At 71.8% G+C, this 26,653-nt stretch carries 24 protein-coding genes and 2 pseudogenes; 19 read left to right on the top strand and 7 right to left on the bottom strand.

What is annotated here, in order from left to right; genetic code table 11:
* Positions 1–3: 3 nt before the first annotated feature.
* Positions 4–1,314, bottom strand: a complete 1,311-nt coding sequence (locus tag ACFYPG_RS28845; protein WP_387354460.1) for a glycosyltransferase — start codon at positions 1,312–1,314, stop codon at positions 4–6.
* 122 nt (positions 1,315–1,436) lie between these two features.
* On the opposite strand from ACFYPG_RS28845, the gene ACFYPG_RS28840 reads away from it, so the two are divergent.
* Both ACFYPG_RS28840 and ACFYPG_RS28835 read left to right on the top strand, forming a co-directional pair.
* On the top strand, positions 1,437–1,916 hold the full coding sequence (locus ACFYPG_RS28840) for an N-acetyltransferase (RefSeq protein WP_355008833.1): 480 nt from the start codon (positions 1,437–1,439) through the stop codon (positions 1,914–1,916).
* Positions 1,917–2,006: 90 nt separating this feature from the next.
* The gene (locus ACFYPG_RS28835; protein ID WP_387354459.1) at positions 2,007–3,149 is read left to right on the top strand and encodes a polysaccharide pyruvyl transferase family protein; all 1,143 of its coding nucleotides are present in this window, start codon (positions 2,007–2,009) and stop codon (positions 3,147–3,149) included.
* Positions 3,150–3,157: 8 nt separating this feature from the next.
* Here ACFYPG_RS28835 and ACFYPG_RS28830 read toward each other — a convergent pair whose 3' ends face one another.
* A complete protein-coding gene (locus tag ACFYPG_RS28830; RefSeq protein ID WP_355008835.1) occupies positions 3,158–3,364 on the bottom strand; it encodes a hypothetical protein in 207 nt (68 codons plus the stop codon).
* An 82-nt stretch (positions 3,365–3,446) separates the two neighbouring features.
* Between ACFYPG_RS28830 and ACFYPG_RS28825 the strand changes: the two genes are divergently transcribed.
* Positions 3,447–3,965: a DinB family protein gene (locus tag ACFYPG_RS28825; RefSeq protein ID WP_355008836.1), complete on the top strand. Its 519-nt coding sequence runs from the start codon at positions 3,447–3,449 to the stop codon at positions 3,963–3,965.
* A gap of 28 nt (positions 3,966–3,993) precedes the next feature.
* Here ACFYPG_RS28825 and ACFYPG_RS28820 read toward each other — a convergent pair whose 3' ends face one another.
* Complete coding sequence (locus ACFYPG_RS28820) at positions 3,994–4,866, bottom strand: PfkB family carbohydrate kinase (RefSeq protein WP_355008837.1); 873 nt, start codon at positions 4,864–4,866, stop codon at positions 3,994–3,996.
* Between the two features lie 208 nt (positions 4,867–5,074).
* Here ACFYPG_RS28820 and ACFYPG_RS28815 point away from each other — a divergent pair.
* The 3 genes and pseudogenes from ACFYPG_RS28815 to ACFYPG_RS28805 all read left to right on the top strand — a co-directional run.
* Positions 5,075–5,704: pseudogene (locus ACFYPG_RS28815) on the top strand (ATP-dependent helicase); the annotation flags it as partial.
* 105 nt (positions 5,705–5,809) lie between these two features.
* A pseudogene (locus ACFYPG_RS28810) lies at positions 5,810–8,326 on the top strand (DEAD/DEAH box helicase); the annotation flags it as partial.
* Positions 8,323–9,234 (top strand): SWIM zinc finger family protein, encoded by a 912-nt coding sequence (locus ACFYPG_RS28805; protein ID WP_387354458.1) that lies wholly within the window; start codon positions 8,323–8,325, stop codon positions 9,232–9,234. The pseudogene ACFYPG_RS28810 and the gene ACFYPG_RS28805, both read left to right, overlap by 4 nt.
* 46 nt (positions 9,235–9,280) lie before the next feature.
* Here ACFYPG_RS28805 and ACFYPG_RS28800 read toward each other — a convergent pair whose 3' ends face one another.
* Positions 9,281–9,538: a DUF3040 domain-containing protein gene (locus tag ACFYPG_RS28800; protein ID WP_355008840.1), complete on the bottom strand. Its 258-nt coding sequence runs from the start codon at positions 9,536–9,538 to the stop codon at positions 9,281–9,283.
* A gap of 431 nt (positions 9,539–9,969) precedes the next feature.
* On the opposite strand from ACFYPG_RS28800, the gene ACFYPG_RS28795 reads away from it, so the two are divergent.
* Genes ACFYPG_RS28795 through ACFYPG_RS28775 form a run of 5 tightly spaced genes read left to right on the top strand, consistent with a single transcriptional unit; the run spans position 9,970 to position 16,233 of the window.
* Positions 9,970–12,051: a DUF1800 family protein gene (locus tag ACFYPG_RS28795; protein ID WP_355008841.1), complete on the top strand. Its 2,082-nt coding sequence runs from the start codon at positions 9,970–9,972 to the stop codon at positions 12,049–12,051.
* Positions 12,052–12,059: 8 nt separating this feature from the next.
* Positions 12,060–13,442, top strand: a complete 1,383-nt coding sequence (locus tag ACFYPG_RS28790) for a DUF1501 domain-containing protein (RefSeq protein WP_387354457.1) — start codon at positions 12,060–12,062, stop codon at positions 13,440–13,442.
* Positions 13,439–14,857 carry a ferric reductase-like transmembrane domain-containing protein gene (locus ACFYPG_RS28785; protein ID WP_387354456.1) on the top strand — a complete coding sequence of 473 codons (1,419 nt, stop codon included), beginning with the start codon at positions 13,439–13,441 and terminating at the stop codon, positions 14,855–14,857. The genes ACFYPG_RS28790 and ACFYPG_RS28785 overlap by 4 nt, the downstream gene beginning before the upstream one ends.
* Before the next feature lie 13 nt (positions 14,858–14,870).
* Positions 14,871–15,461 carry an FMN-binding protein gene (locus ACFYPG_RS28780; RefSeq protein WP_387354455.1) on the top strand — a complete coding sequence of 197 codons (591 nt, stop codon included), beginning with the start codon at positions 14,871–14,873 and terminating at the stop codon, positions 15,459–15,461.
* A gap of 49 nt (positions 15,462–15,510) precedes the next feature.
* On the top strand, positions 15,511–16,233 hold the full coding sequence (locus ACFYPG_RS28775) for an FAD:protein FMN transferase (protein WP_387354564.1): 723 nt from the start codon (positions 15,511–15,513) through the stop codon (positions 16,231–16,233).
* A gap of 441 nt (positions 16,234–16,674) precedes the next feature.
* On the opposite strand, the gene ACFYPG_RS28770 is transcribed toward ACFYPG_RS28775, so the two are convergent.
* A complete protein-coding gene (locus tag ACFYPG_RS28770) occupies positions 16,675–17,346 on the bottom strand; it encodes a bifunctional DNA primase/polymerase (protein WP_355008894.1) in 672 nt (223 codons plus the stop codon).
* 248 nt (positions 17,347–17,594) lie between these two features.
* On the opposite strand from ACFYPG_RS28770, the gene ACFYPG_RS28765 reads away from it, so the two are divergent.
* The 7 genes from ACFYPG_RS28765 (at position 17,595) to mctP (ending at position 24,319) form a co-directional block, all read left to right on the top strand.
* Positions 17,595–18,824, top strand: a complete 1,230-nt coding sequence (locus ACFYPG_RS28765; protein WP_355008845.1) for a helix-turn-helix domain-containing protein — start codon at positions 17,595–17,597, stop codon at positions 18,822–18,824.
* Positions 18,825–18,840: 16 nt separating this feature from the next.
* Positions 18,841–19,413, top strand: coding sequence for a flavoprotein (locus tag ACFYPG_RS28760; RefSeq protein WP_355008846.1), 573 nt, complete (start codon positions 18,841–18,843; stop codon positions 19,411–19,413).
* Positions 19,414–19,531: 118 nt separating this feature from the next.
* Complete coding sequence (locus tag ACFYPG_RS28755; RefSeq protein ID WP_387354563.1) at positions 19,532–20,368, top strand: Nif3-like dinuclear metal center hexameric protein; 837 nt, start codon at positions 19,532–19,534, stop codon at positions 20,366–20,368.
* Positions 20,358–21,095, top strand: a complete 738-nt coding sequence (locus ACFYPG_RS28750) for a C4-type zinc ribbon domain-containing protein (protein ID WP_355008848.1) — start codon at positions 20,358–20,360, stop codon at positions 21,093–21,095. Before ACFYPG_RS28755 ends, ACFYPG_RS28750 begins: the two co-directional genes overlap by 11 nt.
* Positions 21,096–21,098: 3 nt before the next feature.
* Positions 21,099–22,274 carry a bifunctional RNase H/acid phosphatase gene (locus ACFYPG_RS28745; RefSeq protein WP_387354454.1) on the top strand — a complete coding sequence of 392 codons (1,176 nt, stop codon included), beginning with the start codon at positions 21,099–21,101 and terminating at the stop codon, positions 22,272–22,274.
* A gap of 153 nt (positions 22,275–22,427) precedes the next feature.
* On the top strand, positions 22,428–22,670 hold the full coding sequence (locus ACFYPG_RS28740) for a DUF3311 domain-containing protein (RefSeq protein WP_091409411.1): 243 nt from the start codon (positions 22,428–22,430) through the stop codon (positions 22,668–22,670).
* Positions 22,670–24,319, top strand: a complete 1,650-nt coding sequence (gene mctP, locus ACFYPG_RS28735) for a monocarboxylate uptake permease MctP (RefSeq protein ID WP_387354453.1) — start codon at positions 22,670–22,672, stop codon at positions 24,317–24,319. Before ACFYPG_RS28740 ends, mctP begins: the two co-directional genes overlap by 1 nt.
* A gap of 154 nt (positions 24,320–24,473) precedes the next feature.
* Here the strand turns inward: mctP and ACFYPG_RS28730 are convergent, their stop codons facing one another.
* Positions 24,474–25,016, bottom strand: a complete 543-nt coding sequence (locus ACFYPG_RS28730) for a helix-turn-helix domain-containing protein (protein ID WP_355008851.1) — start codon at positions 25,014–25,016, stop codon at positions 24,474–24,476.
* Positions 25,017–25,102: 86 nt separating this feature from the next.
* Here ACFYPG_RS28730 and ACFYPG_RS28725 point away from each other — a divergent pair, with 86 nt between their 5' ends.
* Positions 25,103–25,993 carry an NmrA/HSCARG family protein gene (locus tag ACFYPG_RS28725; protein ID WP_387354452.1) on the top strand — a complete coding sequence of 297 codons (891 nt, stop codon included), beginning with the start codon at positions 25,103–25,105 and terminating at the stop codon, positions 25,991–25,993.
* 178 nt (positions 25,994–26,171) lie between these two features.
* Here the strand turns inward: ACFYPG_RS28725 and ACFYPG_RS28720 are convergent, their stop codons facing one another.
* On the bottom strand, positions 26,172–26,633 hold the full coding sequence (locus ACFYPG_RS28720; protein ID WP_387354451.1) for a MarR family winged helix-turn-helix transcriptional regulator: 462 nt from the start codon (positions 26,631–26,633) through the stop codon (positions 26,172–26,174).
* Between the last annotated feature and the right edge of the window lie 20 nt (positions 26,634–26,653).

Genomic DNA, 26,653 nt, shown 5'->3' with positions numbered 1-26,653 from the left:
ACGCTACCACCGCCGCATCGATGAACGCCACGACGAGCGCCCGCGCCCGGTCTCCGGTGCCGGGTCGGTTGGTCCCGGCGACCCCGCGTCACCTCGCCGCGCCCCGGGGGTGGCAGCGCCTCCCGCTGGGCCGACGGGCGGCAGCGACGCGTACAGCGTGACCAGTTCGGCCAGGTAGCGCTCCGCGGACCAGCCCGTCGCCGCCGCCCGGCCGTCCCGGATCACGGCCCCGCGCACCTCCCGCCCGGTCAGCAGCCGGGTGAGCAACGCCCCGAACGCCGCCGGGCTCGGTTCGGCGACCGGTCGGGCGGTGCCGGTGCCCGGCCGCTCGGCGAGCTGAGCGTCCACGATGGCCACCGGCAGTCCGTAGGCCTCGGCCTCGGCGAGCACCAGGCCCTGCGTGTCGGTGGTGGAGGCGAACGCGAGCACGTCCGCCGCCCGGTAGTAGGCGCCGACCCGGTGGCGTGGCATCGGACGGAGCAGGTGCAGCGCGCCGGTGACGCCGTACCGGCGGGCCATCCGGCGGACCGCGAGCCGGTGCCGCCGGGCCCCGAGCAGCACCAGCCGGGCAGCCGGCAGCTTGCGGCGGACGTGGGCGAACGCGGCCAGCAGCAGCTCCGGGTTCTTCTCCGGAGTGGCCCGTCCGACAGCGAGCAGCACTGGCGCGTCCGCCGGGATGCCGAGCCGGGCCCGCAGCCGCCGCCGGTCGTCGGCGTCGGGGTGCGGTGCGGCGGCCGGGGTCGGCAGGACCACGACCGGGGTACGCCCCGCCATCGTCGCCATCATCGCCGCGGTCTTCGCCGAAGGGGCGATCAGGACAGTGCTGTGGGCCAGGAGGGTTCGCGCGAGCGCCGCCAGTCGGGCCTGTCGACCCGGCCCGGGGTGGGCGAGCGCCCACAGATCGCCCGCCCGCCACCGCAAGCCCAGCCGCAGGCCGGCGTAGGCGGCCCCGATCGGGACCTCCGGGTAGTGCGCGGCGTACGCGACAAGGTCGGTGTGCCAGGTCAGCACGGTCGGTACGCGACGGGTGGCGGCCCACCGCAGGCCGGCGACGCCGAGCGGGCCGGTGGTGTGCACGTGCACCACGTCGACCGGTGCGCTGGGCGGCCGGGGCAGTGCCAACCGGTACGGCCGGGTCGGCACCGACAGCGAGGGCACCTCGCCCGGTCGGCGGCGACACCGCCACACTGGGCCGGGGCAGTGCAGCACGACCCGGTGCCCGGCGGCGCGCAGCAGCGCCACGGTGGTGCCGACCGAGGTGGCCACCCCCTCCGGGTTGGTGAGGTGGCTGTCGCTGACGTGGGCGATCCGCACGTTGCCATCGTCGCCCGCCCGCGCACCCCCGGCCGTCCCGTCCGCCCCGGGCGGGGAAACAGTTGGCGTGGCCGGGCCGGTTCTGCTGCACTACCGGCTCGCGACGAGGAAGGGGAGACGCGGTGGAGTTGACGTTGACGCCGATGACGGCAGAGGAGTTGGCCCGCCTGCTCGAATCACTGGAGCAGGGGTACGCCGACGATCTGGTGGCGCACCGGGGGATGACCCCCGAGGCGGCCCTCGATCGGTCGGTCAGCCAGATCCGGGAGTCGCTGCCGGCGGGCGCGGCCACCGAGGGGGCCCTGCTGCGGGTGGGCCGGGTCGGCGACACCGAGGTCGGCTGGATCTGGGTGACCCTGCCGACGTCAGCCGCCCCGGACCAGGCCTGGATCCACAACATCGAGGTGCACGAGGAGCACCGGGGACGCGGGTACGCGCGGCGGATGATCCAGCTCATCGAGGCCGAACTCACCCAACACGGTGTGCCCGAGCTGGGTCTGAACGTCTTCGGCACGAACTCCGTGGCGATCGGCCTCTACCGCAGTCTGGGCTTCGAGGTCACCTCGCAGCAGATGGCGAAACGCCTCACCCCGGGGAGCTGAGCCGGCGGCCCGGGGACGGGTCCCTTCGGCAGGACTGTTCACCTGCCCAGCGGGAAACCGGCGCGGACCGCACCTGGGGAGGAGCGACGGATGACGCACGGCGCCGGACTGACCATCGGTGTGCTCGGCTCGTACGGTGGGCGAAACCTCGGCGACGAGGCGATCCTCACCGGCCTGCTCACCGATCTGCGTACGCAGGAACCGAACGCCCGGATCATCGTCTTCTCACGGAACCCGGCGCACACCCGGGCCGCCCACCCCGATGTCGAGGCGGTGCCGTGGGAGGGCGTGAGCCGCACCGACTCGGCACTGGTTCTGGCCCAGCTCGACCTGCTCATCCTGGGCGGTGGCGGCATCCTGTACGACCGGGAGGCCCGCCGTTACCTGCGGGTGGTCCGGGTTGCCCAGGAACGCGGCCTGCCGCTGATCACGTACGCGGTGGGGGTCGGGCCGCTCAGCGAGGGGGTGGACACCGGCATGGTCCGGGAGACGCTCTCCAGCGCCACCCAGGTGACCGTCCGGGACCAGGAGTCCCGGATGGTGCTGGAGGAGGCTGGCCTGCTGAACCCGATCACGGTCACCGCGGACCCGGCGTTCCTCCTGGAACCGGAGGAGTTCCCGGCCCACCTGTTGGCCGAGGAGGGCGTGCCGGTCGGCAAGCGCCTCGTCGGGATAAGCGTGCGGGAGCCGGGCCGGGCCGCCGAACGCCTCGACGTGGACGGCTACCACCGGCTGCTGGCCCAGATCGGTGACTTCCTGGTGCACCGGATCGACGCGTACGTGCTGTTCGTGCCGATGGAGCGTGACGACATCCGGCACTCCCACGGGGTGCTGTCGCACATGGTCGCCGCCGAGCGAGGTCGGATCCTGCACGGCACCTACTCGCCGCAGCAGGTGCTGGGGTTGATGCGCCACTTCGACCTGGCCGTCGGCATGCGCCTGCACTTCCTGATCTTCGCGGCGATGGTCGGTACGCCGTTCCTGCCACTGCCGTACGCCGGCAAGGTCTTCGACCTGGCCCAACGACTCGGCGTGCCGGCGCTACGCGGCGTGGAGCGGGAGGTCGAGGGCCCGCTGCTGGCCGAGGTCGACCGGCTCTGGGACGAGCGGGAGCAACGCGCCGAGGCCACCGCACGGCGCGTGGCGGAGGTGTGCGATCAGGCCCGGGGCACCTCGGAGGTCACCCGAGGCGTGCTGGAGAGCCTGCGCAGCCAGACCCTCACCCGGGTCTGAGCTGGCTGTCACACCGCCGGGCCGGTCCACCGGTAGCGCCACTCGCGGGCCTCCTCGCGGGCGGTCTCCAACTCGTAGATCTGCGCGTCGGCCAGCCCGCCGGAGCCGAGGTGATGGTGGGTCAGCGGCGGACGGCCGTTGCTGTCCAGTTCGACGGTGATGGTCTGCCCGTCCGCCGAGCCGCCGACGAGAAGGATCTGCACGGAGGAAGCCATGCGCCCATCCTGCCCGGCCCAGCGCCGGCCCGCAGCGGATAGCGGGGCAGCGGGGGACCCGGCCCGTGGCTAGGGTCGGCGGATGGAGCAGACGATCGATCCCACGCTCGGTCCGGTGCTCGCCCGCACCGGCGACGAACGCGCTGTCCTGACCTCGTTCCTCGACTTCCACCGGGCCGTGCTGCTGCGCAAACTGCGCGGTCTCTCCGATGCCGACGCCCGACGTCGGCTGGTGCCGTCGGCGACCACGCTCGTCGGGCTGGTCAAGCACCTGACCCTGGTCGAGCGGAACTGGTTCCCGACCCTGTTGGCCCCCGAGCCCGGCGACGTCTACCTGACCTCCGAGGAGGACGCGGTCGCCAGCTTCACGCTGAGCGACCAGGAAACCATCGTCGGTCTCACCGAGGCGTACGAACGGGCCTGCGCCCGCTCCCGGACGGTCGTCGCGAGCATCGACCTCGACCACGTGGTGCCGCACCCGCAACTCGGTGAGGTGTCGCTGCGCTGGATTCTGGTGCACATGATCGAGGAGACGGCCCGGCACGCGGGCCACGCCGACATCCTGCGCGAGTTGACCGACGGCGAGGCCGGCGCGCTCTGAGCCCCGGGTCGCCGCACGCCGTCGGCCGTCACCCGGTGGGCAACAGGCCCGGCGGGTACTCCATCCCGTCGTGCGTGCACGCCGCAGCGGCAACCCGCGCCGCGTACCGGGCGGCATGCGTCAGTGATTCGCCGCGCAACCGGCCGGCGATCAGGCCGGCCGCGAAGGCGTCGCCCGCCCCGTTGCTGTCCACCACCGGTTTTCCCGGGACGGCGGGCGGCACTGGTACCGCCGTGCCGTCGCCCGGGTACAGCTCGGCGCCGTCCGCACCGCGGGTCACCACCATCGTCCGGGGCGCCAGCGTGCCGGCGAGCGACGCGGCCCGGTCGCCCAACCGCACCCCGCTCAGCAGAACCAGGTCGGCGACCTCCGCGAACGGCTGGTGGTAGGTGTTCTCGCCGTCCCAGTCGTGCAGGTCGGTGGAGAGCGTCACGCCCGTCGGAACGGCGGCCCGCACGGCGGACAGCAACGGCACCACCCAATCCATGATCGAGAGGTGGACGTGCCGGGCGTCGCGGACCAGTGCGGCCAACTCGGTGGCGGTAAAGGGTGGACCACCCTGCCATGGGCGCGGGTCGTACAGCGACGTGCGCCGCCCGCCCGGGTCCACCAGGTTCACCGATCTGCGGGTGCCGCCCTGGTGCTCGGCCAGCATCGCCGGCACCTCGGCCCGGGTCAACGCCGCCCGGACCAGCTCACCGGCCGGGTCGGCACCGAGGGTGTCGACGACCAGCACGCGCAGGCCGAGTGCCCGGGCGGCCAATGCCACCCCGGCACCGGTGTTGCCGATTCGCAGCTCGATCGGCTCGACGGTGTGGGAGTCGGCAGCCGGGAGCGGCAGCGCAGGCACCCGAACCCGTACGTCCACCCCGAGCCCGCCAAGAACCAGAAGATCTACCACGACGCCGACGCTAGACCGTTGCCTCCCTCCCGCGCCCCTCCTCCCTCCCGCGCCTCCGGCGATCTTGCATTTTGTGTGGTGACGAAAGGTGCATTGCTCGTAGAACGTCGACACAAAGTGCAAGATCGCGCGAGTGCGGCGACGGGTGCGGATCGCCGGCCAGGTGGGCCGCCCTATTCTGGGGGCGGGCGGCGAGTAGGGGGAGCAGGTGCTGGTCATCCACGGGCTGTGGCTGCCCGGCGGCAGTTCGACCGGCGGCCTCGCCGTCTGGGCCGAAGACAGCGCCGCACCGATCCCCGCTCCGCGTTCGGGCCGGCCGGCCCGGGAACGCCCGCATCCCTTCGCCGCCGGGCACTCCGACCTGGCCGTCGTCCTCGCCGACGCCGCCGAGCCGAGCCGGCCGGGCACCGCGCTGCTCAACCTGCCCACCCTGACGGGCGCGCCGACCGACTCACCCGAGCTGATCCGGACCACCGTCGCACCCGCGGCCCGCGGTCGGCTCACACTCGCCGGCTGGCGGGTTCCCACCCTGGTGTACGCCCCGGACGACGCGCTGTCGCTGCTGCAAGCCCTGGACGACATCCCGGCGGTGGCCGGGGCCACCCTGCGACACCTCGCCGAGCTGGCCGACTTCGCCGCCGACCTGGTGACCCGTGGCCGCGTCCTCCCCGGTGTGCGCTCGGGCGACCAGGTGCCCGGCGCTGGCGCCACGGCGGCGTCAGGCGCTACTGGGCAGGCGGCAGCTCAGGCGATCTGGCGTCCGCTGCTGACCGGCACCGACGCCGCCTGGGCGCGTTCGCTGGCGCTGGCCCTGCCACCCGCCGCCCGAGCCACCGTCCTGCCGCCCACCTCCGAGCTGACCACTGCCGAGCTGACCGCTGCCGAGCTACCCGCTGCCGAGCCGCCCACTGCCGAGCCGCCCGCCTCCGAGTTGACCGCTGCCGTCCTGGTCGCGGATGCGCTGGACGCGCTGACCGACGCCGCCGCGCGGGCTGCGCTGGCGACCACCACGCTGGCCCGGGGGCTGCGGCCAGGGGGTCCGGCGCCGGCCTGGCTGGCCGCGCTCGCCGGACCGCAGCGGGACTTCACCATCGACCCGGCCGGGCTGGACACCCTCTCCGCCGAACTGGACGCCTGGCAGCGCGACGCAGCCGGTGGCCCGGTGCGGGCCAGTTTCCGCCTTGTCGAACCGGCCCCCGACGAGGTCACCGAGCCGATCCTGGCCACCCGGGCGCTGTCGGCCGGCGGTGTGCCGGTGCCTGCCGACAGCGCGCCGGTGTCGGTCGGGTCGATAGGTGCCGGGCGCTGGCGTTTGGAGTTCGGGTTGCAGGCCTCGGACGAGCCCGGCCTGCACGTCGACGCCGGGGACATCTGGCGAGCGCCGCAGACCCTCGGCGGCCTGGTCGGGCGGACGACCAGCCCGCAGGAGACGCTCCTCGCCGAGCTGGGCCGGGCCAGTCGGCTCTGGCCGGACCTGGATGCCGCGCTGCGTACCGCCGCCCCGGAGGCGATGGACCTCGACGTCGAGGGGGCGCACCGGTTCCTCAGTGCGGGCGCCCCGGTGCTGCACGCGGCCGGTTTCGGGGTGCTCCTGCCGTCCTGGTGGCAGCGTCCGTCGGCGCGACTGGGCGCCCGGTTGCGAGCGCGCAGCCGCACCGCACCGGGCACTGTGGGTGGTACCGATGCCGGTGTCGGTCTGGACGCCCTGGTCGACTACCGCTGGGAGATCGCGCTCGGTGACCAGCCGCTCTCCGCCGAGGAGTTGGCGGCGCTGGCCGAGACGAAGACCCCATTGGTACGGCTCCGCGGTCGGTGGGTGGAGCTGGACCCGGGGCGGCTCGCGGCGGGGCTGCGTCTGCTCCGCTCCGCGGGCGAGCTGACCGTCGCCGATCTGCTCCGCCTCGGGCTGGCCGACGGCGAGGCCACCGGCGAACTGCCGGTGTTGGAGGTGACCGCCGACGGTGCGCTGGGCGACCTGCTGGCCGGCGCGGTCGAGCGGCGGCTCACCCCGCTGGACCCGCCGCCGGGCTTCCGGGGGACGCTGCGGCCGTACCAGCAGCGCGGGTTGGCGTGGCTTGCCTTCCTGCGCTCACTCGGTCTGGGCGGTGTCCTCGCCGATGACATGGGGCTGGGCAAGACGGTGCAACTGCTCGCGCTGCTCGCCGGGGACCCACCGGAGGCCGGGCCAACCCTGTTGGTCTGTCCGATGTCGCTGGTCGGCAACTGGCAGCGGGAGGCGGCCCGGTTCACCCCGGAGCTGCGGGTGCACGTACACCATGGTGCCGAGCGGGCGCGGGGGGCGGAGTTCACAGCGGCCGCGCACGGCGCGGACCTGGTCCTCACCACCTACTCGGTGGCCGCCCGCGACGCCGCCGACCTGGCCGGCATCGACTGGCACCGGGTGGTGGTGGACGAGGCGCAGGCGATCAAGAACGCGTCGACCCGGCAGGCCGAGGCGGTTCGCGCGCTGCCCGCCCGGCAGCGGGTGGCGGTGACCGGTACGCCGGTGGAGAATCGCCTCGCCGACCTGTGGTCGATCATGCAGTTCGCCAACCCGGGTCTGCTCGGGCCGGCCGCGACGTTCCGCAAACGGTTCGCCGAGCCGATCGAGCGACACGGCGACGCCGAGGCCGCCGAGCGGCTCCGCCGGATCACCGGCCCGTTCGTGTTGCGCCGGCTCAAGACCGACTCGTCCATCATCTCCGACCTGCCGGAGAAGCTGGAGATGGAGGTGCTGTGCAACCTCACCGCGGAGCAGGCCGCGCTGTACCGGGTGGTGGTCGACGACATGCTCGCCCGGATCGAGACCAGCGACGGCATCGAGCGACGCGGTCTGGTGCTGGCCACCATGACCCGCCTCAAGCAGGTCTGCAACCACCCCGCCCAGCTGCTGCGGGACGGCTCGGCGCTGGAGGGTCGCTCCGGCAAGCTGGCTCGGCTCACCGAGATCCTGGAGGAGGTGCTGGCGGCGGGGGAGAAGGCGCTGCTGTTCACCCAGTACGCCGAGTTCGGGGCGATGCTGCGCGGTCACCTGTCGGCGCGGTTCGGCCGGGAGGTGCTGTTCCTGCACGGTGGCCTCGGCAAGGCCGAGCGGGACGCCCTGGTGCAACGTTTCCAGTCCGCGGAGGGTCCGCCGCTGTTCGTCCTCTCCCTCAAGGCCGGCGGCACCGGGCTGACCCTGACCGCCGCGAACCACGTGGTGCACGTGGACCGGTGGTGGAACCCGGCGGTCGAGGACCAGGCCACCGACCGGGCGTTCCGGATCGGGCAGCACCGGCGGGTGCAGGTACGCAAGTTCGTGTGCGCCGGCACCGTCGAGGAGAAGGTGGCCGCGATGATCGCCGACAAGCGCAGCCTCGCCGAACGGGTGGTCGGCACCGGCGAGCAGTGGATCACCGAGTTGTCCACCGGCCAGTTGCGGGACCTGTTCGCCCTGGAAGCCGGCGCGGTGGTGGAGTGAGCGAGCGGAGCGACTTCGCCGATTACGGGCGTCCCCGTCGGGTCGACGGGGGCCTGCGGGCACGCAGTGCCCGGGGCGCGATCGGCCGGTCCTGGTGGTCGAGGCGTTTCCTGGAGGTGCTGGAGTCGTTCGCGCTCGGCACCCGGTTGACCCGGGGCCGGTCGTACGCGCGGGCTGGTCAGGTGCTCACTCTCGACATCGCACCCGGGCAGGTCAGCGCGGTCGTGCAGGGCTCCCGGCCGAAGCCGTACCAGGTGTCGATCGCGCTGAAGCCGTTCCCGGCGGCGCTCTGGTCCCGCATCGAGGACGAGCTGGCCGGGCAGGCGTTCTTCAGCGCCCGGCTGCTCGCCGGTGACCTCCCCGACGAGTTGGAGGAGGTCTTCTCCGCCGCCGGCGCACCGCTCTTCCCAGCGGGTGTGGACGAGCTGACCCAGCGCTGCAACTGCCCCGACTTCGCGGTGCCGTGCAAGCACCTCGCGGCGACGTTCTACCTGCTGGCCGAGGCGTTCGACGCGGACCCGTTCGAACTGCTGCACTGGCGCGGTCGGTCCCGGGCGGAGTTGCTCGACGAACTCCGGGCCCGGCGGGCCGCGACCACCGGTGCCACCCCACCGCCCCCACCGCTCGCCCCACCGTCCGAACCGGACAGTGCGGAGTCGAGTGTGGACACCGTGGCGCCGGTCGGTGCCGCCCGGGCGCTCGCCGGGCTGTCGGCGACGCCGCTGGCGGCTGCGGCGGACCGGTTCTGGTCAGCGCCGGTGCCGCTGCCGGATCGGCCGCCCCGACTGGTGACCGGCACGGACCTGCTGCTGCGACAGCTCGGAGCACCCGCCCCGGCCATCGGTGGGCCGGGACTGCTCGAACGGTTGCGCCGCGCGTACCGGGCGTTCGGCCCGGCCGACACATGAGCTGTCACGTCCACCGGTTGAGCCGTCCCGTCGAGCGGTTCAACAGTCACGTCCAGCGGCGGCGAAACCGCCACATGATGGCGGCGTTGGCCACCAGCACCACCGCGCAGATCGCGCCGGTGAGTCGACCGGCGAACACGGCTATCGCCGGCAGCGACGCCCACAGCACGATGGTCAACAACATCAGGTAGCGGCCCCTGCGGGCTCGGGCCCGGTGGTCCAGCCGCTTAAAGAAGGCCGGGTCACTTTCCCGGAGCTGACGGGTGATCTGGTCGAATCTGCGCTGATCCTCTTTGCTGAGCATGGCGCTGCCTTCCCCTCACGCGTTCAGCGGTTCGGCGGCATACCCGCTGCGGTGGTGGCTCACGCTCGCCCGCTGCTGCTACTTTTCCTCCACGCGAGCACGGTTCACGTCCGGCTTACCTGAACCTTAAGTTTGCCTTTGGTGGTGAACGACGCCGAAACCGTCGGGTACGGCGTCGAGGTCCGATCCGTGCTCGGCTGGCGCGCGTACGCCCTGCTGGGAAGCTCTGCGGGCGGGTCCGTTGCTCCGCCCGCCGCCGAGGTCGCACTGAACGCTGTCTTAAGTGCCCTCCCGAGTGGGTTCCGGCCACCTTGAAGGGCCCTGGGGCCTTGGTTACTTTGCCGTAGCAACCCCCTCAGGCAACAGTCGCCGCACCTGCCGCACCTGCCCGGTAGCAGCTTCCGGCGCTCATCAGAAATCGGGATTGGTACATGGCCGACCAGAATGTGCCACCACGTCGACCGCGGGACGACCGCGGTTGGGACGGACATCAGCACCCCAGCGCTGACGGCTACGGCGACCCCCACCCGCCGGCGCCCTACGGCTACGACTCGCCCCACCCCTACCAGGGCGGCTACGCCGCGCAGGCCGACCCGCGTGAGCAGTACGCCGGGCAGCCCGCGCCCGCTCCGCGCGGTCCGCAGTGGGTCGGCCCGGAGGGCCTTGGCCGCCCGGCCCCGGCGCGACCGGCCGGCACCGGACTGCCCACCCTCGACGATGACAACGAGCCGGATCGCAAGGTCGGCCGACGTAAGGCGATGGTGGCCCTCGGCGGCACCGCCGCCGTCGTCGCCGGTGGCGCGGCGCTCGCCATGACCCCGCAGATCCGTGGCCTCTTCGGCGACGACGCGGTGGCCGGCGACGCGACCGGCAGCACGGTCACCGACGGCACCGCGGCGCGGCCCAGCGGCCAGCAGCCCAGCACCGTGCGTACCTACACCGAGCAGAACGAGAGCTACATGGGCTCCCGGGCCGGTGAGGCGCTGAAGAAGAACGCGCCGGCCGGCGGGCGGACCTTCTCCGGCCCGGCCGCCGCCGCGGCGGCGACCACTGTGACAGTGAAGACGGTGCTGGCCAAGGACCCGATCCTGCACCTGGCCCGGCGCGCCACCTTCGGCGTGACGCCCGCGGTGGTCGCCGACATCAAGCGCGAGGGCATGGACGCCTGGATCCGCGCCCAGCTTGACCCGGGGAAGTTGGAGCCGAGCAAGGGTGAGCTGAAGCTCGCCGAGCTGCCGACCCAGAAGCTCTCCGTGCAGCAGCTGCGCGACCAGCGGGACAAGCTCAACGAGCAGGACGCCCACCCCGAGCGGGAGATGGTCGACGCCACCATCGCCCGGCAGATCTGGTCCAAGCGCCAGCTGTTCGAGGTGATGGTCGACTTCTGGAACGACTTCCTGCACGTCGCCGCCGACTTCGACGGCGGCGAGGTGTACCGCAACTCGTTCGACCAGGACGTCGTGCGCAAGCACGCGCTGGGCAGCTACCCGGAGATGCTGGTCGCCGCGAACAAGCACCCGGCGCTGCTGATCTACCTGAACCAGAAGGACTCCCGCAAGGACGCGATCAACGAGAACCTCGCCCGGGAGAACCTCGAGCTCTACTCGGTCGGCGTCGACGGCGGCTACAAGGAGCCCGACGTCCGGCAGGCCGCCATGTTGCAGACCGGCCGCGGTGTCGACGACAAGGGCAAGTACGTCTTCCGCCCCGAGCAGCACTACGTCGGCAAGGTGAAGATCCTCGGTTTCACCCACGCGAACAACTCGGCTGACCCGAAGAAGGCCGAAGCGGCGATCGACGCGTACATCACCTACATCGCGACGCACCCGTCGACGGCGAAGTACGTGGCGCAGAGCCTGGCCACCCGGTTCGTCTCGGACACCCCGCCGAAGTCCCTCGTGGACCGGCTGGCCAAGACGTACACGACGAACAAGGGCATGATCAAGCCGGTCCTGATGACGCTGTTCTGCTCCTCGGAGTTCTGGGCCGGGGTGGGCCAGAAGGTGCGCCGGCCGATGGAGTACCTGGTCGCCACGTACCGCACCCTGGGCGTCTCGCCGGAGGCGTCGCCGAAGCACAACAACGGCGACAGCAAGCGCACCGCGTACGCCCGGGGGCTGCGCCAGATCCACGACAAGATGCGCGAGCTGGGCCAGTCCCCGATGGGTCACCCGACCCCGGACGGCTACCCGGACGTCTACGTCGCCTGGACCTCGGCCGGCACGATGGTCAACGGCTGGAACGAGGCGGGCGAGATCCTCGCCGGCTACCGCACCACCTTCACGTACACGGCGCCGGAGAAGCTGGTCGCCAAGCCACCGGCGACGGCCGGGGCGTACGTGGACGCGCTCTCCCAGCGGCTGGTAGGCCAGAAGTTGAGCACGCGGGAGAAGAACCTCATCCTCGGCGTGGCCGGTGTGGCGGCGACCACCAAGGTCGACGCCACGTTCAACGGGGCCATCACCGCCGTCGCGCGGGCGATCCTCGCTTCCCCCCAGCACCACCTCCGGTGAGGCACCCGATGGAGAAGACTGTGTACAACTCTTTCCCCCTGCACCCCGAATGCCCCGACGTGCGCCGGCTGGCCGACAACCCGGCCGAGGCTCTGCTGCGCGCCGAGGCGGACATCGTCGCCGCCGAGAACGCCGCCGAGTTCGACAGGTACCGCACCCTGGAGAACCTGGAGGAGGCCCAGCAGGACGGTCGCGGCGTGACCCGGCGGACCTTCGTCGCCGGTGCCGCGGCCACCGCCACCGCGCTGGCCACCGCCCAGTTCGTCACCACCTCGGCGTCGTTCGCGGCGACCAAGACCGGCACCCTGATCCACGTCTTCCTCTACGGCGGGCTGGACGGCCTGAGCCTGATCGCGCCGGACAACGACGCGGTGCTCAACAAGGCCCGGCCCGACCTGCTGCTCGGCAACGACTCGCTGTCCCTGGGCCGCGGCTTCAAGCTGACCAGCGCGTTCAAGCCGCTGGAGAAGTGGCTCACGGCCGGTCAGCTGGGCTTCATCCCGGCGGTCTCCGACGAGCGGCTGTCCCGCAGCCACTTCCAGGCCGCCGACGCCTGCAACCTGGGCGGGCTGCCCAACGAGACCGGCGGTCGGGGTTGGCTCGACGGTCTGGTCGACAACCTGGGCAAGGGCACCGCGTTCCGCAGCGTCGGCATCGGCAGCACGCTGCCCCGCTCGCTGGTCGGCAACAACGGCGCGCTCTCCCTGAACAACGTCGGCTCCCTGCGGCTCAACGGTGACGAGCGGTTCCGGGCCGCCACCGAGAAGGCCATCAAGGGGCTCTTCACCGGGATCAACCACCCCGTCGAGGAAGCCGTGCAGGAGGGCATGGGCGCGCTGGCCACCGCCCAGAAGCTCGCCGCCAAGCCGTACCAGCCCGCCGAGGGCGTCAAGTACGAGGGCGTCGGCAACGCGTTCCAGCAACTCGCCCAGCTGATCAAGGGCGGTGCCAACGTCCGGGTCGCCACTGTCGGCATGGGTGGCTACGACACCCACGAGAACCAGGGCACCCGCGAGGGCGGCCAGCTGCACCGCCGGCTCAACGAGCTGGCCAACGCCATGGCCGCTTTCTTCACCGACCTCGGCCCGAAGGCCGCCGACGTGACGATCATGGTGTCCAGCGAGTTCGGCCGTCGGGTCGGCTCCAACAACAACGGCACCGACCACGGGCACGGCGGCGTGGTCACCCTGCTGTCCGGCAAGAAGCTGGCCGGTTCGCTGCTCGGCACCTGGAACGGTCTGGACAAGCTGGACTCCGGTGACGTGCCGGAGTACAACAACATGTTCAACGTCTACGGCGCGGTGGCGCAGGGCCGGTTCGGGCTCACCAACGCGGAGGTCGACAAGGTCTTCCCCCGCCAGAAGTACGCCCCGATGAAGCTGTACGCGTGACGTACCCGCACACCCACGCCGCCGGCCGTCGTACCGGGACCTCGTCCCGGCACGGCGGCCGGTCGGCTGCGCCCGTACCCCCGCAGATCCCGGCCCGGCGCGGGCCCGGCGGCCGACGGTTGCTGGGCGTGCTGCTCCTGGTCGGCCTGCTCGCCAGCGTGGTGCCCTGGTGGCTGGGCACCCCGGCCGGATCGCTGCGGACCACAGCGGCCACCGTCACCTCTGCCGGCCGGATCACCGGCCTGGTCGCCGGCTACCTGCTGCTGGTGCAGGTGCTGATGATGAGCCGACTGCCGGTGCTGGAACGGTGGATCGGCGGCGAGCACATGGCCCGCTGGCACCGGGACATCGGCGCCACCCTGCTGGTCACCGTGCTGGCGCACATGTCGCTGATCCTGGTCGGCTACGCCGACCTGCGTAATCAGTCGATCCTCGCCGAGGTCGGCACGTTGCTCGGCGACTACGAGGACATGGTCTCGGCGTTCGTCGCCACCGGCATCATGATGCTCGTCGGGTTCAGCAGCATCCGGGCGATCCGGCGGGCGCTGCCCTACGAGATGTGGCACCTGCTGCACCTGTCCAGCTACCTGATCCTGCTGCTCGGCTTCGGCCACCAGTTCACCCACGGCGCGCAGCTCTACCGGCCCGGCCCGGTGCGCACCGGCTGGATCGCGCTCTACCTGCTGGTGGTCGCCGCCCTGCTCTGGGGCCGCGTGATCGCACCGCTGGTGTTCAACCTGCGCTACAAGCTGCGGGTCGCCGACGTGGTAGCCGAGAGCACCGACACCATCTCCATCTACCTCACCGGGGAGCGGCTCGACCGGCTGGCGATGCTCGGCGGCCAACACTTCCGCTGGCGGTTCCTCACCCGGGGCTGCTGGTGGCAGTCGCACCCGTTCTCCGTCTCCGCCGCCGCCAACGGCCGCTGGCTGCGCGTCACCGTCAAGGTGGTCGGCACCCACACCGCCGACCTGCGCGACCTGGAACCGGGCACCCGGGTCTGGGCCGAAGGCCCGTCGGGAACCTTCACCGCCGCGCACCGGCTCGGGGAGCGGGCGCTGCTGATCGCCGGTGGCAGCGGCATCACGCCGATCCGGGCCATGCTGGAGGAGCTGCCGCCGGGCGCGGCGCTCATCTACCGGGCCCGCACACCGGCCGACGTGCTGCTCAGCCGCGAGTTGGACTGGCTGGCCCAGGAACGCGACACCTCCGTCTGGTACGTCATCGGCTCCCGCGACGACCCCGGCCCCCGCCAGCTGATGAGCCCGGACGGGCTGCGGCAACTGGTGCCCGACGTGGCCCGGCGCGACGTCTACCTGTGCGGGCCGCCCGGTCTGGTGGAACAGTCGGTGCGGGCGCTGCGGCGGGCCGGCGTCCCCCGACGGCAGATCCACCTCGCCACGTTCGAGCTGTAGGAAGGGCATCCCCATGCGTCGCGCGCTCCTCGCGATCACCGGCCTGGCCGCCAGCACCACCGCGCTCGTGGTGTTCAAGGGCTCGCCAGGCACCAGCCAGGTCGCCCAGAACCTGCCGACCGCCCAGCCGGTCAACCCCACCCCGCAGGATGTCGAGCCGAGCGCCGACCCGGCCGTGCCGGGCGGTGCGCCTACCCCGTCGAAGACCGCCGACGCGCCGGTCTCCCCCAAACCCGGCAAGACCACCGCCCGCCCGTCGTCGGGCACCAAGACGACGAAGGCCCCCAGCGCTCCGCGGACCACTACCAAGGCACCCCAGTCGACCACCCGTCGGGTCCTGGGGGACGAGGTCAAGAACGAATACGGCTATGTACGGGTGCAGATCGTCGTCTCCGGTAACCGGATCGTCGACGCCGTCGCGGTGTCGCTGCCCAGCGGGGGTGAATCCGACATCCACAGCGGCGACGTGCGCAGCTCCTACGACGGCAGCGGCGGCCAGGTGGTGCAGAAGCAGAACGCGAACCTCAACACCGTCTCCGGCGCCACCGAGACCAGCAACTCCTACAAGCAGTCGCTGCGGTCCGCCATCGAGCAGGCATTCTGACGTGCGGGCCACGCTGACCCGACCCGGGCTGTGCCGGGTCGAACAGATCATGGGTACGACGATCACACTGGACCTCGCCGACGATCTGCCACCGGCGACGCTGCGCGAGCTGGCCGACGAGGTCTTCGCCTGGATGCACGAGGTGGACGCGCGGTTCAGCACCTACCAGCCGGACAGCGAGGTCTGTCGCTTCGACCGTGGTGAGGTGCTGCTCTCCGAAGCGTCAGCTGACCTGCGGTTCGTGCTGGAGACCTGCGCCGACCTCTGGGGTGCCACCGACGGGTTCTTCGACGCGTACGCCACCGGTCGGCTCGACCCGTCCGGCTTCGTCAAGGGCTGGGCCGCCCAGGTCGCCTCGGACCGCCTCGTCGCCGCCGGTGCCGTCAACCACTGCGTGAACGCCGGCGGCGACGTACGGGTGCGGGGTCTGTCACCGTCCGGGGAACCGTGGCGCATCGGTATCCGGCACCCGTGGGACGCGATGGCGGCCTGCCTGGTGCTCAGCGGGACCGATCTGGCGGTGGCCACGTCCGGCGTGTACGAACGCGGCCGGCACGTGCTGGACCCGCGCCGGGGCGCACCGGCCAGTGGGCTGCGCTCGGTGACGGTGGTCGGCACCGACCTCGGGGTGGCCGACGCGTACGCCACCGCCGCCCTGGCCATGGGCACCCCCGGCCTCAACTGGCTGGCCCGCCTGGACGACCACACCCACGCGGCAATAACCGACAACGCCCGCGAGTACCACTCGTTCGAACTCCCCCTGACCGACTAGCCCGCGCCCCACACGCCCCCGCGCCCCCCGCACGCCCTCTCGCGCCCGCGATCTTGCATTCTCGGTTGGTGTTCTGTGCCTTTGCGTGGAGATTGTCGGGACAGCAAGTGCAAGATCGCGGTGAGCGGGGGCGGGCGGGCGGGCAGGGCTGGGGGAGAGGGTTGCGGCGGCGGACTAGCGGAGGGGGCGGTGGGTGCCGGCTGGGCGGGAGCCGGTGGGGCGTGGGCGGCCGGGGCGGGACCCGGACGGTCGGGTGCCGGCCCAGCGGCGCCCCCGGTGGCTGCGCCGGGGCGGCTCGGTGCCGCCGGGGTGAGGCGCTCTGTCGTTTGTGGACATCGTTCCCCCGTTCGTGGCGCGCGTTCGCACCGTCCCCCTGTCAACGAGGACCGACGCCTCGGCGACGCTGTCGGGCACCGGATCGAATCCTCGACCGGGCCGGTTTCACATGCCGCGTCGGGGCAGCGGCAGGTGACCGGGGAGCAGGTCGGGGGCGAGCGTCACCCCGGTGGCGCGCAGCGCCCCGATCAACGTGTTCTGCACGAGGTACGAATCCGGAAGCTGCCAGCGCGCCTGCTCCGGGGCGACCGCCCAGCGGACCGTGCCCTCCGGCAGCCGGGTGGGCGGCGCGGGGATCCACGATCCCGGCCCGTGCCGGACCACGTGGAAGCAGTGCTCCAGCTCCGGCCTGAGCGGGTCGCCGGGGCGGACCAGGAACATCCACCGCCCGGTGGGAGTGACCAGCACCGGTCCGCGTACGCCGGTGCCGGCCGGGTGGATCTGGATCGCGTCGAGCACGTGCCGGCCGAGGTGGGCGGGCACCTCCAGCACGTCGAAGGCCCGGCCGGTGGGCAGCAACACCCCGTGCGGTCGGTTCCGCCACCAGGTCGCCACCCGGGCCGGGTCGGCGCTGGCGGCCAGTTCCCAGTTCTCCAGGGCGGGGTGGCAGCCCACTGTGGGGCAGCCGGCCCGCCCGCAGACGAAGCGGCTACGGGCCAGACAGGCGCCCGGGGTGACTTCCCAGCCGTGTACCGCGTACCGGATGGCGACCCGGCGCAGCCGGACCCGTTCCAGCGGCGACAGTTCGGCAACGCGCGGTACGACATTCCCCCACATGTGTGCCAACTCCTCTCGTCGGGCCCGGCGTTCGCCAGGTCGCATGTCGAGCACCGTCACTGCCGTAACCCACGATCGTTGAGGTTGACGAACGGCCCGTGCAACTTGCACGAAAAGTACGAGGACTAGCTGTCCGGCTGACGTACATCCTGTGCGACCAGCCAAAACCTGAACACGAACGGCAGTCGCCGCACCCGCGGACATCGCCCCGACTCGATTGGTTGTCGGTGGCAGGGGAGGATGGGGAGATGGACGAGCTACCCATAGGACGGCGAGTTGCCTACTGGCGGGGGCGGCGCAAGATGTCGCAGCAGGTCTTCGCGGACCGGCTGGGCAAGTCCAAGAGCTGGGTGGACAAGGTCGAACGTGGCGTCCGCCGGTTGGACAAGTTCTCCGTCCTCTACGAGATCGCCGACATCCTCCAGATGGACGTGCAGCTGCTGATGGGCAAGGACCCGGAGCGGCGCGCCGACGCCCTCAACTGCATCGACCAGGTCGAGGTGCAGGAGATTCGGGCGGCGCTGGAACGCTACGACTCGATGAGCGCGTACTTCGACGCGGCGCCGTACCCGCCGCCGATGGACGACATGCGCAAGGCCGTCAACCACGCCTGGCTCACCTACCAGTACGGCCGCTACGGGATGCTCACCCGGGCGCTGCCGAAGCTTCTGCGCGACGCTCAGGCGGCCGACGCCGCCTACGGCGGTGAGCAGGCCGCCGAGGCGGCCCACCTGCTCGGGCAGGTCTACCAGATCGCCTCCTCGGTGCTGCGCAAGCTCGGCGAGTGCGAGCTCGCCTGGTTGGCCGCCGACCGGTCGATGGCGGTGGCCCAACGGGCCGACGACCCGCTGCTCGCCGGGATCGCCACCACCCGGGTGTGCAACGCCCTGGTCGCGATGGGGCGCGCCCGTCCCGCGCTGGAGCTGAACGTCCAGATCGCCAACCGGCTGGCACCGGGTGGAAGCAACGCGGTCTCCCCGGCCCGCCTCTCCGTCTACGGGATGCTGCTGCTCCAGGGTGCGATGGCCGCGTCCCGCATCGGTGACTCGGCCAGCGTCGACGACCTGATCAACTGCGCGCAGGAGGCCGCCACACTGCTCGGCGGCGACTACAACCACTACTGGACGTCGTTCGGCCCGACCAATGTCGAACTGCACCGGGCCGCCGCCGCCGTGGAGCTGGGCGACGGGGGGCGGGCCGTGGAGGTGCACCAGCTGCGCATCGCGGAGCCCGCCTTCAACGCGCTGCTGCCCGAGCGCCGCGCCCACCACCTGCTCGACATCGCCCGCGGTTACGCCCAGATAGGTGACGTGGCGAACGCCGGCGAGATGCTGCTGCTCGGTGATCGGCTCGCCCCGTCGGAGATCCGCTGCCGGCCGATCGCGCACGAGGTGATGTCCGACATCCTCCGTCGCACACGTGGTGCGCCGCCTTCTCCGGTAGCGGAGTTGGCTGAGCACATGGGAGTAGGGGTATGAGCGCGGAGCCGGTCTGATGGCCGGTACAGCGCACAACAGCGGGCACCGTGAGGTGCTCTACGTCATCGCCTGCGGCTCGCCGCTGGCCCGGCACGTCGGTCGTCTGGTCGACCTCGCCCAACAGGACGGTTGGGACGTCTGCGTGGTCACCACGCCGGACGGCGCGAAGTTCGTCGACCAGTCGGCCCTGATTCGGCAGACCGGTCACCCGGTGCGGACGCACTACAAGAACCCCGGTGACCCGGACGTGCTGCCGCCCGCCGACGCCATGATCGTCTGCCCGGCCACCGTCAACACGGTCAACAAGTGGGCCGCCGGGATCACCGACACGCTGGCGCTCGGGCTGCTGGTCGAGGCGCAGGGCAAGGGAGTCCCCATCGTGGCGGTGCCGTACACGAACGCGGCGATGGCCTGCCACCCGGCGTTTCGTGCCGGGGTGGCCCGGTTGGCCGAGTGGGGCGTCACGGTGCTCTTCGGCGACGATGTGATCGCCCTGCACCCGCCCGGAACGGGGGAGCAGCACCTGCACGCCTTCCCCTGGGCGATGCCGCTGGCCGCATTGCAGACCGTCTCCTGGAGCGCCGCGTAGCGCGTCCGGCAGATCTTCCACCCGACGCGGCCGGGCCGGGTGTCACCGCCCGGCCGCCCCGACGCCGGTAAGCTGGCCCGCCGTGAGCACAAGCGGATCCGCCCCCACAGTCAGCGACGTGGTGGCCGCGCTGGAACGGCGCTTTCCGCCGGTCTGGGCGGAGGAGTGGGACCGGGTGGGCCTGGTGCTCGGTGAGCCGGCCGCTCCGGTCCGCCGGGTGCTCTGCGTGGTCGACGTGGTGCCCGAGACGGTCGACGAGGCCCTGGCCGCCGAAGCGGACATGATCGTTTCGCATCACCCGCTGCTGCTGCGCGGGGTGTCGTCGGTCGCCGCGACGACGTTCAAGGGGCGGATCATCCACCGGTTGATCCGGGCCGGGACGGCGCTGTACGCGGCGCACACCAACGCCGACGTGGCCTCCCCGGGCGTCTCCGACGCCCTCGCCGCCCGCTTCGGGCTCACCGGTCTGCGCCCACTCCAACGACCCGCGCCCGGCTCGCCCGCTCACGGCGACGACAGGGGTTTCGGCCGGGTCGGCGAACTGCCCCAGCCGATGACCCTCGCCGAGCTGACCCGGCACGCGGCGGCGGTGCTCCCCGTCACGTCCTGGGGAGTTCGCGCGGCGGGGGATCCCGGGCGTATGGTTCGTACCCTCGCCGTCAGCGGCGGGTCGGGGGACAGCTTCCTCGGCGCCGCGACCGCCGCCGGGGTGGACGCGTTCCTCACCGCCGACCTGCGGCACCACCCGGCCGGCGAGCACCTCGCCGCCGATGGTCCCGCCCTGATCGACGCCGCCCACTGGGCGACCGAACGACCGTGGCTGGACGACCTGGCCGCCTTCCTCAGGGAGGCGCTGGACGTCGAGACGCTGGTGTCCGACCTGGACACCGACCCGTGGACCGTGCACGCCGCCGCACCCGTTGTGGACGACAAGGAGCCCGACCGTGAAGGCTGACCCTCAGGTGCAGCGCCGCCTGCTCGACCTCCAGGCGATCGACACCAACCTCGCCCAGCTCGCCCACCGTAGGCGAACGCTTGCCGAGCGGGCCGAGCTGGAGTCGCTGGCCCGGGAGCTGTCGTCGATGGAGGACGAGCGGGTTCGCGCCCAGGTGGCGGTGGACGACCTGGACCGGGACATCGCCCGGTTGGAGAAGGACGTCGAGCAGGTCCGGGCCCGCAAGGAGAAGGACGAGAACCGGCTGGCCGCCGGCACCGGCCCGGCCCGCGAGCTGGAGGCGCTCCAGCACGAGCTGGTCTCGCTCAAGCGCCGCCAGGGCGACCTGGAGGACGCCGAGCTGGAGCTGATGGAGCAGCGGGAGACCGCGCAGGGCGTACTGGACGGCGTGGAGCAGCGGCTGGCCGAGACCCGGGACAAGCGGGCCGCGACCGAGCAGCGCCGCGACGAGGCGCTGGCCGAGATCGCCAAGGAGGAGGAGTTCAAGCGGGGCGCCCGTCAGCCGCTCGCCGGCGATCTCCCGAGCGATCTGGTCAACCTCTACGACAAGATCCGCGAGGACACCGGGCTGGGTGCCGCGCTGCTCACCGGGGGCCGCTGCGGCGGGTGCCGCCTGGACCTGTCCGGCGCCGACCTGGCCCGGATCCGCAAGGCCGCCCCCGATGACGTGGTCCGCTGCGAGGACTGCCGACGGATCATGGTCCGTACCAACGAGTCGGGCCTGTAGGTCGTGGCGCCGCGCGTGGTCTCCATGGAGGCCGACGGTGGGTCCCGGGGCAACCCCGGCCCCGCCGGCTACGGCGCTGTGGTCCGCGACCCGGAGACCGGCGAGGTGCTCGCCGAGCGCTCCGAGTCGCTCGGCACGGCCACCAACAACGTCGCCGAGTACCAGGGCCTGATCGCTGGGTTGACCGCCGCCGCCGAGCTGGGCGCCGCCGAGGTGGACGTCCGGATGGACTCCAAGCTGGTGGTCGAGCAGATGTGCGGCCGGTGGCAGATCAAGCACCCCGGCCTACGGCCCCTCGCCGCCCAGGCAGCCGCGCTGGTGGGCCGGTTCACCGCGGTCCGGTTCAGCTGGATTCCGCGCGAGCAGAACCGGCACGCCGACGCCCTCGCCAACGCCGCCATGGACGCCGCCGCAGGTCGTCCGTCGGCGACCGCGGCCCCCGGCCGTCCCGAGACGACGCCGGCCGCCGGCCAGCCCTCGACGACGCCCGCCGCCCCGATCGTCGGCAGCGACCCGGCGACCGCGCCGGCGTCCTGGGAGCCACGGCCGACCTTCACCGCCACCCGGCTGATCCTGGTCCGGCACGGCGAGACCCCGTACACCGAGCAGGGGCGTTACTCCGGGCGCGGCGACGTGCCGCTCTCCGAGCGTGGCCGGGCCCAGGTGCAGGCGACGGCCGCCCGGGTGGCCGAGCTGGCCCCGTCCGTCGCGGCTGTGCTCAGCTCACCGTTGTCCCGGTGTACGGCCACCGCGGCGTCGATCGCCGGGGCGCTCGGTGACGTGCCGGTCCGCACCGAGGACGACCTGATCGAGTGCGACTTCGGCCAGTGGGAGGGGCGCACCTTCGCCGAGGTGCGCCAGCAGTGGCCGGGGGAGATGGACGCCTGGCTCGCCTCACCCCGGATCGCGCCGCCGGGCGGGGAGTCGTTCACCCAGGTCGCCGAACGCGCGCACCGCGTCATCAGCGGGCTGCTCACCGCGTACCCCGGTGAGACGGTGGTGGTCGTCTCGCACGTCTCGCCGATCAAGCTGGTGCTGCGTGACGCCCTCGCCGCCGGCGACGGCTTCCTGCACCGGCTCTTCCTGGACGCGGCCGGCATCTCGGTGTTCGACATGTGGCCGGACGGCGGCGTGGCGGTGCGCACTGTCAACGACACCGCCCACCTCGCGGCCCTCTGAGCCGGTAACCCTTCGGCTGGTGGCCTGCGCCGTTCGGCGCAGGCCACCAGCCGTTCGGCGCAGCACCTTCTAAACGGGTCACGTGACGCCCATCACAAAGTCATAGCCTCCGGCCGTTGCATCGAAAGCCACGACTCCCCGGAGGTGTGTCAGATGGCTGCACCCGAACCGGAGGCGCCGCCCACGGCGCCGACCAGGGCGAAGGACCACAGCCCCTGGAACTGGTTGCTCTTCATCCCCATCGTGGTGCCGCTGATCCCGGCGTTCTTCAATGGCGACTCGCCCCGGGTCTTCGGCTTCCCGCGCTTCTACTGGCTGCAACTGGCCTTCATCCTGCTCGGCGTCGGCACCACCACGTTGGTCTACCAGATGACGAAGAAGCGGGGAGGCCGCTGATGTGGCGCGACCATCTCACCGAGATCATCGTCTTCTCCCTGCTGTTCCTCCTGGTCAGCGTGATGGGCTTCGTGGCGGCCCGGTGGCGGGCACCGAAGGACATGGCGCACCTGGACGAGTGGGGGCTGGGCGGGCGCAGCTTCGGCGGCTGGATCACCTGGTTCCTGGTCGGTGGTGACCTCTACACCGCGTACACCTTCGTGGCGGTGCCGGCGTTGATGTTCGGTGCCGGCGCGGCCGGGTTCTTCGCGGTGCCGTACACCATCGTCATCTACCCGCTGGTCTTCCTGGTGCTGGTGCGGCTCTGGTCGGTGTCGCACCGGCACGGGTTCGTCACGCCGGCCGACTTCGTCCGCAACCGGTTCGACTCGCCGGTGCTGGCGCTGCTGATCGCGATCACCGGCATCGTGGCCACCATGCCGTACATCGCGCTGCAGCTGATCGGCATCGAGGCGGTGCTCAAGACGATGGGCGTCACCGGCGACAACGCGCTGGCCCGACACCTGCCGATCATCATCGCGTTCGCCATCCTGGCCGCCTACACGTACCAGTCGGGGTTGCGCGCGCCCGCGTTGATCGCGTTCGTCAAGGACAGCCTGATCTACATCGTGATCCTGGTGGCGGTCATCTACCTGCCGTACAAGCTGGGCGGCTGGGGTGACATCTTCGCCGCCGCGGACGCGAAGTTCGACGCCTCGCCCAACCCGAACGACGGCATCCTGCTCAACGGCAACAACCAGCTTCAGTACGTGACGCTGGCGCTCGGCTCGGCGTTGGCGCTCTTCCTCTACCCGCACAGCATCACCGGTGTGCTGGCCAGCCGGAACCGCGACGTGATCAAGCGGAACATGTCGGCGCTGCCCGCGTACAGCCTGCTGCTCGGGTTGATCGCGCTGCTCGGCTACATGGCCATCGCGGCCGGCGTGAAGCCACTGCCCGGCGCCAAGGAAGGCACTGTCGACAGCAACACCGTCGTGCCGTTGCTGTTCGACCAGCAGTTCCCCGACTGGTTCGCCGGTGTCGCGTACGCGGCGATCGGCATCGGTGCGCTGGTGCCCGCGGCGATCATGTCGATCGCGGCGGCGAACCTGTTCACCCGCAACATCTACAAGGAGTACCTGAAGCGGGACGCCTCCCCGGCCCAGGAGGCGAACGTCTCGAAGATCACCTCACTGGTGGTGAAGGTCGGCGCGGTGGCCTGCATCGTCTTCCTCGACCCGCAGTTCTCCATCGACCTCCAACTGATCGGTGGCGTGATCATCCTTCAGACGCTGCCGGCGGTGGCGCTGGGCCTCTACACCCGTTGGTTCCACCGCACCGGCCTGATCGTCGGCTGGGTGGCCGGCATGGGGCTGGGCATGTGGATGCTCTACCAGGTGGCCAGCCCGACCCGGAAGCACTTCGGCGGCTCCGCGTTCCCGCTGTCGGAGTTCGGTTTCGACACCACCAAGACGATCTACGTCGGCATCGTGGCGGTGGCGGTCAACCTGGCCGTGGCGGCGCTGGTGACGCTGGCACTGCGGGCTGCGAAGGTCGAGGAAGGAGTCGACGGCACCGAGCCGGACGACTACTTCGCCGACGAGGGCGACCCCCGCGTCACCCCGGGCACCGAACGCGACGCCGACCCAACCCGAGAACCAGTCGCCTAACCCCAACCCCGGGGCCCCGGGCCCGGCCCGTCTGCGGCCGGTCCGCGCTCGGTCCTTCCGCGTCGATCATGGAGTTGTGGTGCCTGGTTGATGACTGTTCACGGCAGTCGTCCCCCACCACAACTCCATGATCGACGAAGTCTGCGGCGGACAGCTACGGTCGGCCGGCTGACCCGATGCCCCTGAGGGCGAGGGTCAGCAGTTGTTCCGCCTTGGGCGCGCCCATCGGTTGCGCCGCTAGTGAGATGCCGTTGGCGAGGATCATCAGGTCGGCCATGGTGACGTCGGGCCGTACCGAACCCTCGTCGATGGCTCGGCCTAGCAGCGGTTCACCGGCGGAGACGAGCATCGCGCCGCAGGCATCGGTCTCCTCGGGGGGCTCGTTCAGGAGGGATTCCGCGAGGCCGCGGGTTGTCGTGGCGTACGCGGTGACCTCGTGCAGCCAGGTCGTCAGCCCGTCGAGGGCGTCCGGCGCGGCGAGCAGATCTCCGGCACGCGCCGCCAGGTTGCGGACGCACCCGCGGAAGACCGCCTGAAGCAGCGACCACCGGGTGGGGAAGTGCCGGTGCAGGGTCGCCGAACCGACCCCGGCGGATCGCGCGATCTCCTCCAGCGAGGCGTACGCGCCGTCGCGGGCGATCGCCTCGGAGGCTGCCGTGACGACGAGGTCGTAGTTGCGCTGCGCGTCCGCTCTCATGGCCCGCCTTGCAGAAGTGGGGTGGTCCCCCGTATCGTAGCCGACTGGAAGTGGGGGATCACCCCACTTGTTTCTCAGGAGGCATCGTGGCTGTTCTCGTCATCGGCGCGACGGGTAAGCAGGGCGGGGCTACGGCCCGAGCACTGCTCGACAAGGGCGTCCGGGTCCGTGCCCTGGTCCGCGATCCCGGCGCCGACAGCGCCCAGGCTCTGCGGGATCGGGGTGCCGAACTGGTCACCGGCGACCTGGACGACGCGGAGTCGCTGTTCGCCGCGGCCGACGGCATGGATGGCCTCTTCTCCATCCCGTACCCCGACGTGACGGACATGCAGGGCGACGCCGAGGTGACCCGCGGCCGCAACGTCGTCGAGGCGGCGCGCCGGGCCGGTGTGTCGCACGTCGTGCACAGCAGCGTCTCGGGTGCCGGCGACTACCACCGCAACCAGCCCGGATGGGCCGAGGGCCGGTGGGACCGGCACTACTGGGAGAGCAAGGCGGCCATCGACGAGATGGTGCGCTCTGCTGGCTTCGCGCACTGGACCATCCTGAAGCCCTCGACCTTCATGGAGAACCTCGTCGGCTGGTCCTACCTCTTCGGGGACTGGTCCAGCGGCACGATCATCACCGGCTTCGCCGCTGACACGCGGATGCCGTGGATCGCCGTCGACGACATCGGTGAGGCTGCGGCGATCGCGTTCACGAACCCGGGGAAGCTCGACGGCCAGGACGTCGAACTCGCTGGCGACCTGCTCACCATGACCGAGGTCGCGGCCACCCTGAGCGAGGTCACCGGCCGGGAGATCACCGCTCCCGTGCTCACCCCGCAGGAAGCCGTCGAGCGCGGCCTGCTGCCCGCCATGGTCAAAGCGGTCGAGCAGATCAACGAGAACGGAAGCCCGGCCCGTCCGGAGATGACCCGCGCCCTCGACCTGCCCACCACCGACTTCCGCACGTGGGCGCGGCGAACGTTCGCCTGAGAACCGGTCGGGCCGGCTCGGCGGGTTCACCGCCAAGATCGTGCTCGATCATTGTTGTAGTGGTGTCAGGCCGCGCGGCAGGCCACTACAACAAGGATCCTGCGCGATCTTGGTTGTAGAAGAGCTTCTCGGGCGGCCCGACCGGCGCGGTGAGCCAGACGACGAGACCGCCGCGCGCTCAGCGGCGGCGGTTGCGATCCACCAGGGCCTGGTTGAGGCGGCCCAGCAGCCGTGCCAGGGTCTCCCGGTCATCGGTGGTCCAGTCGGCGAGCATGTCCCCGTAGAGCCGGGTGCGGGCGGCCTGGACGGCCGCCATCCGTTGCAGACCGGTCGAGGTGGGGGAGATGACGGTGCCGCGGCCGTCGGACGGGTCCGGGGTACGGGTGATCAGGCCGTCGCGCTGAAGCGCGGAGACCTGTCGGGTGACTGTCGAGCCGTCCAGGTTGAGGCGGGAGGCGAGCGCCGAGACGTTCTGCGGGCCGGCGTCGGCCAGGTGGCGCAGGATGACGTACGCCGCGCGGTCCAGCACCCGGTGCTCGGCGGTGCCGGTGGCCCGTCGGGTGGCCTCGCCGAAGCGCATCAGCAGGGCCACCTCGGTCTCGATCTGGCCGAGGGTGCTCTCGTCACTGCCATCGCTCATAGCTGTATCATACAGAATAA

Source organism: Micromonospora sp. NPDC005553 (assembly GCF_042871765.1).
Taxonomy (GTDB): domain Bacteria; phylum Actinomycetota; class Actinomycetes; order Mycobacteriales; family Micromonosporaceae; genus Micromonospora.
This window is presented reverse-complemented; position numbering and strand designations above follow the sequence as displayed.

Excerpts from the sequence above, each read along its gene's own strand:
- ACFYPG_RS28835 (WP_387354459.1), top strand. The coding sequence starts at position 2,007 with ATGACGCACGGCGCCGGACTGACCATCGGTGTGCTCGGCTCGTACGGT.
- ACFYPG_RS28830 (WP_355008835.1), bottom strand. The coding sequence starts at position 3,364 with ATGGCTTCCTCCGTGCAGATCCTTCTCGTCGGCGGCTCGGCGGACGGG.
- ACFYPG_RS28825 (WP_355008836.1), top strand. The coding sequence starts at position 3,447 with ATGGAGCAGACGATCGATCCCACGCTCGGTCCGGTGCTCGCCCGCACC.
- ACFYPG_RS28800 (WP_355008840.1), bottom strand. The coding sequence starts at position 9,538 with ATGCTCAGCAAAGAGGATCAGCGCAGATTCGACCAGATCACCCGTCAG.
- ACFYPG_RS28795 (WP_355008841.1), top strand. The coding sequence starts at position 9,970 with ATGGCCGACCAGAATGTGCCACCACGTCGACCGCGGGACGACCGCGGT.
- ACFYPG_RS28790 (WP_387354457.1), top strand. The coding sequence starts at position 12,060 with ATGGAGAAGACTGTGTACAACTCTTTCCCCCTGCACCCCGAATGCCCC.
- ACFYPG_RS28780 (WP_387354455.1), top strand. The coding sequence starts at position 14,871 with ATGCGTCGCGCGCTCCTCGCGATCACCGGCCTGGCCGCCAGCACCACC.
- ACFYPG_RS28775 (WP_387354564.1), top strand. The coding sequence starts at position 15,511 with ATGGGTACGACGATCACACTGGACCTCGCCGACGATCTGCCACCGGCG.
- ACFYPG_RS28770 (WP_355008894.1), bottom strand. The coding sequence starts at position 17,346 with ATGTGGGGGAATGTCGTACCGCGCGTTGCCGAACTGTCGCCGCTGGAA.
- ACFYPG_RS28765 (WP_355008845.1), top strand. The coding sequence starts at position 17,595 with ATGGACGAGCTACCCATAGGACGGCGAGTTGCCTACTGGCGGGGGCGG.
- ACFYPG_RS28760 (WP_355008846.1), top strand. The coding sequence starts at position 18,841 with ATGGCCGGTACAGCGCACAACAGCGGGCACCGTGAGGTGCTCTACGTC.
- ACFYPG_RS28740 (WP_091409411.1), top strand. The coding sequence starts at position 22,428 with ATGGCTGCACCCGAACCGGAGGCGCCGCCCACGGCGCCGACCAGGGCG.
- mctP (WP_387354453.1), top strand. The coding sequence starts at position 22,670 with ATGTGGCGCGACCATCTCACCGAGATCATCGTCTTCTCCCTGCTGTTC.
- ACFYPG_RS28730 (WP_355008851.1), bottom strand. The coding sequence starts at position 25,016 with ATGAGAGCGGACGCGCAGCGCAACTACGACCTCGTCGTCACGGCAGCC.
- ACFYPG_RS28720 (WP_387354451.1), bottom strand. The coding sequence starts at position 26,633 with ATGAGCGATGGCAGTGACGAGAGCACCCTCGGCCAGATCGAGACCGAG.